This window comes from Pseudomonas sp. 3B-A001-10F (assembly GCF_056313565.1).
In genome coordinates this window covers 1-12,717 of the sequence record NZ_JBQYFW010000038.1, presented here as the reverse complement: position 1 = coordinate 12,717, position 12,717 = coordinate 1, and the positions used below count along the sequence as shown (strand labels likewise).

At 60.2% G+C, this 12,717-nt stretch carries 9 protein-coding genes; 5 read left to right on the top strand and 4 right to left on the bottom strand.

Annotated elements, in window-relative coordinates:
• Positions 1-4 precede the first annotated feature (4 nt).
• Together xdhC and guaD are read left to right on the top strand one after the other, a co-directional pair.
• The gene (xdhC, locus tag AC0ZWN_RS25075; RefSeq protein WP_122597606.1) at positions 5-862 is read left to right on the top strand and encodes a xanthine dehydrogenase accessory protein XdhC; all 858 of its coding nucleotides are present in this window, start codon (positions 5-7) and stop codon (positions 860-862) included.
• 13 nt (positions 863-875) lie between these two features.
• Positions 876-2,180, top strand: coding sequence for a guanine deaminase (guaD, locus tag AC0ZWN_RS25070; RefSeq protein ID WP_093431807.1), 1,305 nt, complete (start codon positions 876-878; stop codon positions 2,178-2,180).
• 106 nt (positions 2,181-2,286) lie between these two features.
• Here guaD and AC0ZWN_RS25065 read toward each other — a convergent pair whose 3' ends face one another.
• Positions 2,287-3,051, bottom strand: coding sequence for a GntR family transcriptional regulator (locus AC0ZWN_RS25065; protein WP_007918375.1), 765 nt, complete (start codon positions 3,049-3,051; stop codon positions 2,287-2,289).
• 357 nt (positions 3,052-3,408) lie between these two features.
• On the opposite strand from AC0ZWN_RS25065, the gene AC0ZWN_RS25060 reads away from it, so the two are divergent.
• On the top strand, positions 3,409-4,599 hold the full coding sequence (locus tag AC0ZWN_RS25060) for a benzoate/H(+) symporter BenE family transporter (RefSeq protein ID WP_476337013.1): 1,191 nt from the start codon (positions 3,409-3,411) through the stop codon (positions 4,597-4,599).
• 250 nt (positions 4,600-4,849) lie between these two features.
• Here AC0ZWN_RS25060 and AC0ZWN_RS25055 read toward each other — a convergent pair whose 3' ends face one another.
• Entirely contained in the window at positions 4,850-5,194 is a 345-nt protein-coding gene (locus tag AC0ZWN_RS25055) for a YggL family protein (RefSeq protein ID WP_095047735.1), read from the bottom strand.
• Positions 5,195-5,427: 233 nt separating this feature from the next.
• Between AC0ZWN_RS25055 and dacB the strand changes: the two genes are divergently transcribed.
• Positions 5,428-6,888, top strand: a complete 1,461-nt coding sequence (gene dacB, locus AC0ZWN_RS25050; protein WP_476337011.1) for a D-alanyl-D-alanine carboxypeptidase/D-alanyl-D-alanine endopeptidase — start codon at positions 5,428-5,430, stop codon at positions 6,886-6,888.
• A 120-nt stretch (positions 6,889-7,008) separates the two neighbouring features.
• On the opposite strand, the gene AC0ZWN_RS25045 is transcribed toward dacB, so the two are convergent.
• Together AC0ZWN_RS25045 and rlmKL are read right to left on the bottom strand one after the other, a co-directional pair.
• Positions 7,009-9,390 (bottom strand): sensor domain-containing diguanylate cyclase, encoded by a 2,382-nt coding sequence (locus tag AC0ZWN_RS25045; RefSeq protein ID WP_476337009.1) that lies wholly within the window; start codon positions 9,388-9,390, stop codon positions 7,009-7,011.
• 147 nt (positions 9,391-9,537) lie between these two features.
• On the bottom strand, positions 9,538-11,808 hold the full coding sequence (gene rlmKL / locus AC0ZWN_RS25040) for a bifunctional 23S rRNA (guanine(2069)-N(7))-methyltransferase RlmK/23S rRNA (guanine(2445)-N(2))-methyltransferase RlmL (protein WP_476337007.1): 2,271 nt from the start codon (positions 11,806-11,808) through the stop codon (positions 9,538-9,540).
• A 532-nt stretch (positions 11,809-12,340) separates the two neighbouring features.
• Here rlmKL and rmf point away from each other — a divergent pair.
• Positions 12,341-12,556, top strand: coding sequence for a ribosome modulation factor (gene rmf / locus AC0ZWN_RS25035; RefSeq protein ID WP_003223300.1), 216 nt, complete (start codon positions 12,341-12,343; stop codon positions 12,554-12,556).
• Positions 12,557-12,717: the final 161 nt, after the last annotated feature.

Here is a 12,717-nt window from a genome sequence, read left to right as displayed (position 1 = left end):
GTGTATGTACAACTGGATCGACGCCCTCGCCGACCTGCAGAACCAGGGTGAACCCTGCGTTCTAGTGACGATCATCGAGGAACTCGGCTCGACGCCACGCAACGCCGGCTCGAAAATGGTCATCAGCGCTAATCAGAGTTTCGACACCATTGGTGGCGGGCATCTGGAATACAAAGCCATGCAGATCGCCCGCGAGATGCTCGCCAGCGGCAAGCAGGACACTCATCTGGAGCGCTTCAGCCTCGGCGCCAGCCTGGGCCAGTGCTGCGGCGGCGCCACCGTGTTGCTGTTCGAACCAATGGGCCAGGTGCAGGCGCAAATCGCCGTGTTCGGGGCCGGTCACGTTGGCCGCGCCTTGGTGCCGCTGCTCGCCAGCCTGCCCTGCCGGGTGCGTTGGATCGATTCGCGCGAGGCCGAATTCCCCGAACACATCCCCCACGGCGTGCGTAAAATCGTTTCCGAAGAGCCTGTGGATGAAATCGATGAACTGCCCGCCGGCAGTTACTGCATCGTCATGACCCATAACCATCAGCTCGACCTTGAACTCACTGCCGCGATTCTCAAGCGCAACGACTTCGCCTACTTCGGCCTGATCGGTTCGAAGACCAAACGCGCGAAGTTCGAACACCGTTTGCGTGATCGCGGTTTCGACAGCGGCGTCGTGCAACGCATGCGCTGCCCGATGGGCATCGGCGAAGTCAAAGGCAAACTGCCTGTGGAAATCGCCATCTCCATCGCCGGCGAAATCATCGCCACCTACAACGCCAACTTCGGCCAGCAGACTGCCAGCGCCGAACCGATTGCCAAACTGCTGCCGGTGTCGCGGCGCAGTCAGGCGACCAAACTCAAAGCCTCAAACTGATTAGAGAACCCTCATGCCTCTGACTCGCAAAGCCTACCGCGCCGCCATCCTGCACAGCATCGCCGACCCCGCCGAAGTCGGGATCGAAGCCTCCTACGAATATTTCGAGGACGGCCTGCTGGTGGTCGATGGCGGCAAGATCAGCGCCCTTGGCCATGCCAGTGATTTGCTGCCGACCCTGCCGGCAGACATCGAAATCGAGCATTACCAAGACGCGTTGATCACCCCGGGCTTCATCGATACCCACATTCACTTTCCGCAAACCGGCATGGTCGGTGCCTACGGCGAGCAATTGCTCGACTGGCTGAACACCTACACCTTCCCGTGCGAAAGCCAGTTCGGCGACAAGGCCCACGCCGACGAAGTCGCTGACATTTTCGTCAAGGAGCTGCTGCGCAACGGCACCACCACCGCACTGGTGTTTGGCAGCGTGCACCCGCAATCGGTGAACTCGTTATTCGAAGCGGCCGAGAAGCTCGACCTGCGCATGATCGCCGGCAAGGTGATGATGGACCGCAACGCCCCGGACTACCTGACCGACACCGCCGAATCGAGCTACGTCGAAAGCAAGGCGCTGATCGAACGCTGGCACGGCAAGGGCCGCCTGCACTACGCGGTCACCCCGCGCTTCGCGCCGACCAGCACCCCGGAACAACTGACCCTCGCCGGCCAACTGCTGACCGAATACCCGGATCTGTACATGCAGACCCACATCAGCGAAAACCTCAAGGAAATCGAGTGGGTCAAGGAGCTGTTCCCGGAGCGCAAGGGCTACCTCGACGTTTACGATCACTACAAACTGCTCGGCGAGCGCTCGGTATTCGCTCACGGCGTTCATCTGTGCGACGACGAATGCGCGCGCCTGGCAGAAACCGGTTCGGCGATCTCGTTCTGCCCGACCTCGAACTTCTTCTTGGGTAGCGGCCTGTTCAACCTGCCGATGGCCGAGAAGCACAAGCTCAATGTCGGTCTGGGCACTGACGTTGGCGGCGGCACCAGTTTCTCGCTACTGCAGACGCTGAACGAAGCGTACAAAGTGATGCAACTGCAAGGTGCGCGCCTGAGCCCGTTCAAGTCGCTGTACCTGGCGACCCTGGGTGGCGCGCGGGCGCTGCGTCTGGAAGACAAGATCGGCAACCTGCAACCGGGTTCCGACGCTGACTTCCTGGTGCTCGATTACAACGCCACGCCGCTGCTGAGCTACCGCTTGAAGCAGGCCAACAACATTGCCGAGACGTTGTTTGTGTTGATGACGCTGGGTGATGACCGCACGGTGCAGCAGACGTATGCGGCGGGTGCTTTGGTGCATCAGCGCTAATTTCCCCCGCCCCATGATCATTCCCACGCTCTGCGTGGGAACGATCAGACAGGCACAAAAAATCCCCCGCAACTTTTCAGCTGCGGGGGATTTTTCTATTGGTCAGTCAGAGCTTGGCCGCAGGACGCCCCGGCTTCTTGGTCTGCAACAAATGCGAGAACACCGCATGCAGATCATCCGACGCGCCTTCCTCGTCGAGGTTGAGCTTGCTGTCGATGTGATCCATGTGGTGCATCATCAGATTCACCGCCAACTCACCGTCGCGCTTCTCGATCGCGTCGATCAACTGGGTGTGTTCGTCGTACGAGCAGTGCGAGCGGTTGCCGCTTTCATACTGGGCAATGATCAGCGACGTCTGCGAAACCAGGCTGCGCTGAAAGCTGATCAACGGGGCGTTCATCGCCGCTTCCGCCAGTTTCAGGTGGAATTCGCCCGACAGACGAATACCGGCGCCGCGATCGCCACGGGAGAAGCTGTCGCGCTCGTCGTTGACCATCTGCCGCAGCTCGGCGATCTGCTCGGCGGTGGCGTGTTGCACCGCCAACTCAGTGATCGCGCGTTCGACCAGGCGACGGGCAAGAAACACCTGACGGGCTTCTTCAACGCTCGGGCTGGCAACCACCGCGCCGCGGTTCGGTCGCAACAGCACCACGCCTTCATGGGCCAGACGCGACAGCGCGCGGCGAATGATGGTGCGGCTGACCCCAAAGATTTCCCCCAGCGCTTCTTCGCTCAACTTGGTGCCGGGCGCCAGACGCTGTTCGAGGATAGCCTCGAAAATATGCGCGTAGACAATATCGTCCTGGGTTCCGCTGCGGCCGGCTTTGCCTGCTCGCGGTTGTTTCTTGAGGGGTTGCAACTGTTCGTTCATGGGCACTCGAGTCGGGAGAACTGCGGCGAATAGACCGTGACTGTAATACGGCACAGTAGGTCGCTGGCAAGTATCGCGTAAAAAACAGCGCGATTGTACACAATGGAAGGTGGCAACACGACTGTACGGCTGTTTGTGACTTCCGCTGTATTGCAACGATCCGTTACGTTTGAGTTTAGGCTTGATCGCAGAATCCGCTGGTCGACCACAATCCCCTGTGGGAGCGAGCCTGCTCGCGAAAGCCGTTTCACATTCAAAATGAATGTTGACTGACACACCGCTTTCGCGAGCAGGCTCGCTCCCACAGGGGTTTGGCGTACAGGGGACATCTTCATTGGTATAAGGAACACCGCCGTCATGAACGACGCCACGCACACTCAACTGCGCCCACTGGCCGACACATCACCATCGGCGATCGTCGCGGGATTCATCGCGATGATGACTGGCTACACCAGCTCGCTGGTGCTGATGTTCCAGGCCGGGCAAGCGGCGGGCCTGACCAGCGGGCAGATTTCTTCGTGGATCTGGGCGATCTCGATCGGTATGGCGGTCTGTTCGATTGGTTTGTCGCTGCGTTATCGCACGCCCATCACCATCGCCTGGTCGACCCCCGGCGCAGCGTTGCTGATCACCAGCCTCGGCGGCGTGAGCTATGGCGAGGCCATCGGCGCCTACATCACCTGCGCCGTGCTGGTGACGATCTGCGGCCTGACCGGCAGCTTCGAACGCCTGGTGAAAAAGATCCCCGCGTCGCTGGCAGCGGCATTGTTGGCAGGGATTCTGTTCAAGATCGGCAGTGAGATCTTCGTCGCCGCGCAGCACCGCACCGGGCTGGTGCTGGGGATGTTCTTCACTTATCTGCTGATCAAACGCCTGTCGCCGCGTTATGCCGTGCTCGCCGCGCTGCTGATCGGCACCGCGCTGTCAGGCTTTATGGGTCTGCTCGACTTCAGCGGTTTTCATCTGGAAGTGGCGACACCGGTGTGGACCACGCCGCACTTCTCGCTGGCGGCGACCATCAGCATCGGCTTTCCGCTGTTCGTGGTCGCGATGACCTCGCAGAACATGCCCGGGATCGCCGTGCTGCGCGCCGATGGTTACAACGTGCCGGCCTCACCGCTGATCACCACCACCGGTATTGCCTCGCTGCTGCTGGCGCCATTCGGCTCCCACGGCATCAACCTCGCAGCGATCAGCGCGGCAATCTGCACCGGACCGCACGCCCACGAAGATCGCAACAAGCGCTACACCGCTGCGGTGTGGTGCGGGATTTTCTACGGGATTGCCGGGGTGTTCGGCGCCACGTTAGCGGCGTTGTTTGCCGCGCTGCCGAAGGAACTGGTGCTGTCGATTGCCGCGCTGGCGCTGTTCGGTTCGATCATCAATGGCTTGAGCATTGCCATGACCGAGGTGAAGGAGCGTGAGGCGGCGTTGATTACCTTTATGGTCACGGCGTCGGGGTTGACGCTGTTTTCCATTGGGTCGGCGTTTTGGGGGATTGTGGCGGGGGTTTTGACTTTATTGATTTTGAATTGGCGTAAAGCTTAAGGTCAAAAGCCCCTCACCCTAGCCCTCTCCCCGAGGGAGAGGGGACTGACCGAGGTGTTTGGAAGACATACGCCGACGTGGGATACCGAGTCGAACTCAGGTGTTGAACAGCTCGCAAATCGGCTCCCTCTCCCTCGGGAGAGGGCTGGGGTGAGGGGCAGATTCACCACAAATCCCAAACCGAACACCCAAACACCCAACCACCAGACGAAAAAAAACGGCGACCCTCAGGTCGCCGTTTCCCATGACATCAAGCTACCGGATTGATCGGCTTTTCCGGATACCAAACGTCCAGCAACGGGCTGACTTCATACTTGGTCAGCTCGGAGCGGGTTTTCAGCCAGGCTTCAACGGCAGCGCGCTGCTCTTCGTTGACCGAGCCACGCTTCTGCAGGCAAACCAGACCGAAGTCGTCGCCGCCCACATAACCCAGACCATTGGCTTCCATGGCTTCTTTGATGAAGGCTTCGAGGAAAGCGTCAATGGCTTCTTCGGACAAGTCTTCTTTGAAGTCCAGGTTCAGCTCGAAACCCAGCTCTTGAAATTCATCAACGCACAGTTTTTTGCGCAGACGCTGGGAACGGTTAGTCGCCATTGGAACAATCCTCTTAAGTATTAACGGCCGGCACTTTACCAGTTTAAGCGGTCGATTGCCCGACTCTCTGGCCCCTGAAGCCGACCGCTTGTAAAAAAATAACGTATTGGCCGGCCCCGACAAGGCACAAGCTGTAACACCTTGGGGCATAATGCCGACACTTTCATGACCGCTGAGGGCTTTTTCATCCATGTCCTCGTTATTTTCCCCTCGACTGTAGGGTTTTATTTCATATGATCAAATCGTTGCGTCCTCTATTGCTCGCCGGCCTTCTTTTGCCCCTGGCCCTGCCTGTTTCCGCTGCCACCATCAATACTTCCCTCACCCCGAATGTCGAAAAAGCCCTCAAAGCCAGCAAGCTACAGCCCAGCGCCCTGTCGCTGGTGATGGTGCCGCTGGACGGCCCGGGCACGCCGACCGTGTTCAACGCCGACGTGTCGGTCAACCCGGCCTCGACGATGAAACTGGTGACCACCTACGCAGCGCTGGAAATGCTCGGCCCCAACCATCAGTGGAAAACCGAGTTCTACACCGACGGCGACCTGAACGGCGGCATCCTCAACGGCAACCTCTACCTCAAGGGCGGCGGTGATCCAAAGCTGAACATGGAAAAGCTCTGGCTGCTGATGCGCGACCTGCGCGCCAACGGCGTGACGCAGATCACCGGTGATCTGGTGCTCGACCGCAACTTCTTCGTGCAGCCAGTGCTGCCGGAATTCAACGATGACGGTAATGACGAGAACAAGCCGTTCCTGGTCAAACCCGACTCGTTGCTGGTCAACCTCAAAGCCCTGCGATTTGTTGCCCGCAACGACAATGGCCGAGTGCTGATCTCGGTAGAGCCGCCAATCGCCAGCGTACGCATCGAAAACACCGTCAAAGCGCTGCCTTCCAAACAATGCACCGGCGGCGTGCGCTACAACCCGGTGCCGCAGGCCGATGGCAGCGTGACCGTGACCGTGGCCGGCCAGTTGGGCGAAGGTTGCAGTTCGCAGACTTATCTGTCGCTGCTCGACCACGCGACCTACACCGCCGGCGCCGTGCGCGCGATCTGGAAAGAACTGGGTGGCAGCATTCAAGGCAAGGACCGTCTGGCCTCGACCCCGAGCAACGCGAAACTGCTGGCTCGTGCCTACTCGCCGGACCTGGCGGAAATCATCCGCGACATCAACAAATACAGTAACAACACCATGGCCCAGCAACTGTTCCTCAGCCTTGGGCAACGCTTCCGCAACGATGCCGACGGTGACGACGCCAAAGCAGCGCAGCGCGTAGTGCGTCAGTGGATGGCGAAGAAAGGCATCACTGCACCGCATCTGGTGATGGAGAACGGCTCCGGTTTGTCTCGCGCCGAACGTGTCAGCGCCCGTGAGATGGCGAGCATGCTGCAAGCGGCGTGGCACAGCCCGTATGCCGCTGAATACATCAGCTCGCTGCCGATCGCCGGTACTGACGGCACCATGCGTAAACGCCTGAAAACCACTGCGATGCGCGGTGAGGCTCACGTCAAGACCGGCACCCTGAACACCGTGCGCGCGATCGCCGGTTTCAGCCGTGATGTGAATGGCAACACCTGGGCAGTGGTGGCGATCCTCAATGACAAGGCACCGTTTGGGGCATCGTCGGTGCTCGATCAGGTGCTGCTGGATCTGTACAAGCAGCCGAAACTGGCGCAGACCGCTTCGGTTCTCTGATCACCGCGGCTCCTGTAGGAGTGAGCCTGCTCGCGATAGCGTCAGTCCAGATACATCATGTGTGACTGACATACCGCAATCGCGAGCAGGCTCACTCCTACAAGGGAACAGCGTCGCGGCTTAGCTCATCTGTTCGACGCGATCACGCCCGCGCTGCTTCGCCATATACACCCCAGAATCCGCCCTCAGCAACAGCGCGTCCGCGCCCTCCCCCGGTCGCCAACTGGCGATCCCGAAACTCGCGGTCACCACGCCAACTACATCCACCGGCGCACTGCGCAAACCCTGCCACAACTCAACCGCCAGCATGTACGCGTGTTCGCCATCGATGTCCGGGCATAGCACCATGAATTCCTCGCCGCCCAAGCGACAGAACACATCGGTGCGCCGCAATCGATGGCCGATGCGTTCGCACACCGCTTGCAGCACCCGGTCGCCCACAGCGTGGCCGTACTGATCGTTGATACGTTTGAAATGGTCGATATCGAGCATAATCACCGACAGCTCGCCGCCGCCGCGCTCGACCCGGGCCATTTCCGTGGTCAGGCGTTCCTGGAAGTAGCGACGGTTGTGGATGCCGGTCAGCGAATCGGTCACCGACAGCGCGCGCAACTCTTCCTCGACGCGTTTGAGGTCAGAAATATCCGAAATATAGCCGTGCCACAGCACGCCGCCGCCCGGCAGCTCTTCCGGCGTCGCCTCGCCGCGCACCCAGCGCAGGCCGCGCTCGGGCAGTTGCACGCGGTATTCCTCGCGCCACGGGCTGAGGCTGTCGGCCGAGGCGCGAATGGAAGAGCGCACACGAGTAACGTCCTGTGGATGAATGCGCGTGAAGATCGCTTCGGCGTTGAACAACAGCACGTCCGGCTCCAGTTCGTAGATCTCGCGGATGCCGTCGCTGGCGTAGATCACGCTGAAGCGCCCGTCGAATTCCATCTTGAATTGATAAATGCCGCCGGGCACGTGCGCGCTGAGTTTCTTCAGCAACACATCCCGCGCCGCCAGCACCTCGTGCACGCGCTTGCGCTCGGTGATGTCGATGCAGATCGCCAGGTGTCCGACCCACAACCCCTGCTCATCCAGCACCGGCGTGGCGAGCATGTTCACCGGAATATGGCTGCCATCGCTGCGCACCAGCGTCCACTCGCGGGCCTCGTGTCCGCCGACCTCACCGCCCTCGACCAGCATCGCGTGGCAGGTCGGGATGCTTTTCCCGTAGCGCGCACTCAACTCGGCAGCGCGGGCCATCAGCTCACGGGGCAGGTGCAGGTTTTCCAGGGTCATGTGACCGACGACATCGGCGCTGCTGTAGCCGAGCATTTGTTCGGCACCGGGGTTGAAGGTGTTGATCACGCCGCGCAAGTCGGTGGCGATGATTGCCACCTGCGTCGCCGCATTGAGCACGCCGCGCAACTGACCGTGGGTGCCGCGCAATTCCTGTTCGCTGGCGTGCAGCTCCTGCGTGCGCAGTTCGACCATGCGCAAGGCGCGCTGACGCTGACTGACCAACACGTAGAGCAAGGCGCTGAGCAGCAAACTGAGCAAGCTGCCCAGAATGATCACGCTACCGACCGACGAATGATTGGCCTGCGCGAAGGCGTCGCTCGGCAGGATATCGACCTGATAGTCGTGATCGGCCATGCGCAGTAACCGCGTGGCCGACAGGTCGCTCGGCGCCGGCTCATTGGTCGACTCGAACAACACTTCGTGCTGATCATGGGTCGACATGTCGAGAATGCGCACCGACAGATAGTCATGGAAGGCATCAGGCAGACCGTCGGCCAGCAACTGGCGCATGCTGATTACCGCCATCACGTAGCCAAAGGATTGGCGCTCGCCACTGTGGCTCACTGGCGCCACCAGCAGCACACCGCGCGCATAGGACGGCTCGATACTGACCAGGTGCATCGGTTGCGACACCGCCAGCCCGCCGCGTTTGTCGGCACGTTGCAGGGTGTCCCGGCGCAAGGGTTGCGCCAGCAAGTCATACCCCAACGGTGAGCCGAGTCGACTCTGCGTCTGGCTGTAGAGCACCGGCACGTATTGCTCGCGTTCGCCCGCCAGTTGCAGTTCGCCCTGCGCATTCAGCTCACGAATCGTGAAGTGGGTCAGGCCTTCGTCACGCACGCGCTGCTCAAACGCAGCGCGCTCGGCCCCATTGACCTTGAGGGCAAACGAATAGGCCTGGGTACGCATCAATAAGGGGTGGGTGTAACCGTCGAATTCGGCGCGGGACACCGATTCAGAGTTGGCGAAGAAGCGGCGCAGGCCGTCGAGGCGTTGCTCCTGATCCTGAAAGCGTTCTTCGATGCGGGTGTAACGTTCGTTGGCCAGCAGTTGAAAACGCTGACGGGTCTGTTGCTGGAATTGATTGAGGGTGGCCCAGGCGAGCAGCCCCGTGAGAATCCCGCCGGCGAGCAATACCAGCAGCGCGACCAGCCAGGCCGAGACGTCTTCGCTGATAAAACCCAGAATCTTTGGGCGCACGGGGTGCAACGACATAAAGACAACTCACACTACGCCAGCATTTACGGGAAAACCCCATTGACCGTGTGTGAGTTATAGCTATTAGCCACTAATTTAGCTAGCGCGGGCAGATCCACGGAGCCTTTAAAAATCAAGGCTCTGTGGATCCAACCCGGCAAAGCGTCAACGAGCCGTGATTTTCCAGGCGCGGTGGATCTTGGTGTTACGGGCGAAATCCGGATCAATGGTCTGCGCGCTGATTTCCTCGACCGCGTAACGCTCGGCGAGGTTTTCTTCCAACTGGAACTTGCGGAAGTTGTTGGAGAAGTACAGCACACCACCGGTTGCCAGACGCGCCATGGCCAGGTCGATCAACTGTACCTGATCACGTTGCACGTCGAAGATGCCTTCCATGCGCTTGGAGTTGGAGAAGGTCGGCGGATCGATGAAGATCAGGTCGTACTCGTCACGGCTGCTTTCCAGCCACGCCATCACATCGCCCTGCTCCAGACGGTTCTTGTCCGAGAAACCGTTCAGCGACAGGTTACGGCGTGCCCAGTCGAGGTAGGTTTTCGACAGGTCGACGCTGGTGGTGCTGCGCGCGCCGCCCTTGGCCGCGTGCACGCTGGCGGTCGCGGTGTAGCAGAACAGATTGAGGAAGCGCTTGCCGGCGGCCTCTTTCTGAATGCGCATGCGCATCGGGCGGTGGTCGAGGAACAGGCCGGTATCGAGGTAGTCGGTGAGGTTGACCAGCAACTTCACGCCGCCCTCGCTGACTTCATTGAACTTGCCCTGTGCAGCCTGACGCTCGTACTGCTTGGTGCCGCTCTGGCGTTCGCGGCGTTTGACCACCACGCGGCTCTTGTCGACATTCAGCGCCTGCGGAATGGCCGCCAGCGCGTCGAACATGCGCGCCGAGGCTTTTTCCGGATCGATGGACTTCGGCGCGGCGTATTCCTGGACATGCACCCAATCGTGGTACAGGTCGATGGCCATCGCGTACTCAGGCATGTCGGCATCGTAGACGCGGTAGCAATCGATGCCTTCGCGCTTGACCCACTTGCCCATGGCCTTGAGGTTCTTTTGCAGGCGGTTCGCAAACATCTGCCCGCCTTCGCTCAAGCGCGGTTGCTCGATCACCGGTGCCGGGGCTGGCGTCGGTTTGATCGGGTTGCCGTTCTTGTTGAACTTGCGCTCTTGCGGCTCGTCCGGGGTCTGATCGTAAGCCGCTTGCTCGCGCTCGGCCTGACGCTGTTCCGGGGTGCGACGCTCGCCGGTGACGAACTGGTCCGGCAGCACTTTGATCAACAGCAGTTTGCACGGCAGCGCGCCGTTCCAGAACGAATACTGTTTGTGGCTGCGGATGCCCATGCGCTTGCCCAGATCCGGCGCGCCGGTGAACACCGCCGCTTCCCAGTTCAGGCAGGCCTGACGCAGGCGCTCGCCGAGGTTCTGGTAGAGATACAGCAGGCTGGCCTCGTCACCGAGACGCTCGCCGTACGGCGGGTTGCAGATGACCAGACCTTTCTGGTTCTGATCCGGACGCGGCTCGAAGGTCGCGACTTCGCCCTGGTAGATCTTGATCCACTCGCTCAGGCCAGCACGCTCAACGTTGTTGCGGCCTGGCTGAATCAGACGTGGGTCAGCTTCATAACCACGAATCCACAGCGGTGGCTTGGCCAGACCGGCAGCGGCACGCTCGACGGCTTCTTCGTGGAGTTTTTTCCACAGCGCCGGCACGTGACCAAGCCATGCGGTGAAGCCCCACTGCTCACGGCGCAGGTTCGGCGCCATGTCGGCGGCGATCATTGCTGCTTCGACGAGGAACGTACCGACGCCGCACATCGGGTCAGCCAGCGCGCCGCCTTCAGCGGCAATGCGCGGCCAGCCGGAACGGATCAGGATGGCTGCCGCGAGGTTTTCCTTCAGCGGTGCCGCACCCTGCTGCAAGCGATAGCCACGCTGGTGCAGGCTGTGCCCGGAGAGGTCGAGGGAGAGAATCGCTTCGCCGCGATCCAGACGCAGGTGAATGCGCAGGTCCGGGTTGAGCTTGTCGATCGACGGACGGTCGCCCTGCGGCGTGCGCAGTTTGTCGACGATGGCGTCTTTGACTTTCAGGGCACCGAAGTGGGTGTTGTCGATGCCTGAGCCGTGGCCGCTGAATTCGACGGCCAGGGTGCCGTCGCTGAGCATGTGATCCTGCCACTCGATGTCGAGCACACCGTGGTAGAGGTCTTCAGCGTCTTTCATCGGGAAACGCTTGAGCACCAGCAATACGCGGTTGGCCAGACGCGACCAGAGGCACAGACGATAAGCAGTTTCCATGGTCGCCATGCCACGCACGGCGGAAGTGTGCTCGCGCGCTTCTTCAAGGCCAAGCCCGACGGCTTCCTCGATGAGCAGGCCTTCAAGACCTTTAGGGCAAGTGAGGAAGAGTTCGAAACGGTCGGACATGGTATTTCCAGAGCCTTTGGCTAGTGAATCGGCAACGCATTGCCGATCCGGTTTTCAATCAGGCGCTTTTCTAAAAGAACGCCCGCGTGGCACGAAGGTGTGCCGTTCCATCCCCGCTGCTCGGGTTAAAAGAGCTTAGATGCCGGGACAGATAAAAAAGTTGATGAAACAAAAAGTCTTAAAGCGACCCTTCGTCGCTTTATACCCCAGCGCAAACGTGGGTCATTCTCACTAAAGAATTAACCCCATCATGCAGCGCGGGGCCGATCATACCGGGGTTTGCTGAAAAACCGTGCATGAAACCCGTCGTTACTTATGGCTGTAGCACCAATTTCGTTACGTCCTTATGACAAAACGATCATTCCCTCGGTGTGACTCATTGGTTAGAACTGAACACAGGTTGACGTCGCAACGGCGTCAACACCTTGGCTCGCCACGCCGGCAGCGAGCCGCACCATGGCAGGTTTCTTCTGCCAGACCTCAGTTGAGGTCAACGCGACACAAAACAGTCAACAAGTGAGGGAAACACCCTATGAGAAGACTTAAGCGTGATCCGTTGGAAAGAGCATTTTTGCGCGGATATCAATATGGCGTTGGTGGCAAATCCCGTGAGCTTTGCCCATTTACTCTACCGTCGGTACGCCAAGCCTGGATTAACGGCTGGCGAGAAGGACGCGGCGACAACTGGGACGGTATGACCGGCACTGCGGGAATCCACAGACTCAACGAACTTCACGCCGTCGGCTGACACAGGGCATTAACTCCGACACGACAATCTGAATTTGTAACGACTTACCATGCACGTCCTTCCCGGACGGCGGGCTGCGGCCCAGGGGCTCCTTCGAGGAGCCCTTTTTATTGCATGGATTTTTGTGCCGAGCGCATAACCTGTAGGAGTGAGGGGGCGCG

Excerpts from the sequence above, each read along its gene's own strand:
- rmf (WP_003223300.1), top strand. The coding sequence starts at position 12,341 with ATGAGAAGACTTAAGCGTGATCCGTTGGAAAGAGCATTTTTGCGCGGA.
- AC0ZWN_RS25045 (WP_476337009.1), bottom strand. The coding sequence starts at position 9,390 with ATGTCGTTGCACCCCGTGCGCCCAAAGATTCTGGGTTTTATCAGCGAA.
- dacB (WP_476337011.1), top strand. The coding sequence starts at position 5,428 with ATGATCAAATCGTTGCGTCCTCTATTGCTCGCCGGCCTTCTTTTGCCC.
- AC0ZWN_RS25055 (WP_095047735.1), bottom strand. The coding sequence starts at position 5,194 with ATGGCGACTAACCGTTCCCAGCGTCTGCGCAAAAAACTGTGCGTTGAT.
- AC0ZWN_RS25060 (WP_476337013.1), top strand. The coding sequence starts at position 3,409 with ATGAACGACGCCACGCACACTCAACTGCGCCCACTGGCCGACACATCA.
- guaD (WP_093431807.1), top strand. The coding sequence starts at position 876 with ATGCCTCTGACTCGCAAAGCCTACCGCGCCGCCATCCTGCACAGCATC.
- xdhC (WP_122597606.1), top strand. The coding sequence starts at position 5 with ATGTACAACTGGATCGACGCCCTCGCCGACCTGCAGAACCAGGGTGAA.
- AC0ZWN_RS25065 (WP_007918375.1), bottom strand. The coding sequence starts at position 3,051 with ATGAACGAACAGTTGCAACCCCTCAAGAAACAACCGCGAGCAGGCAAA.
- rlmKL (WP_476337007.1), bottom strand. The coding sequence starts at position 11,808 with ATGTCCGACCGTTTCGAACTCTTCCTCACTTGCCCTAAAGGTCTTGAA.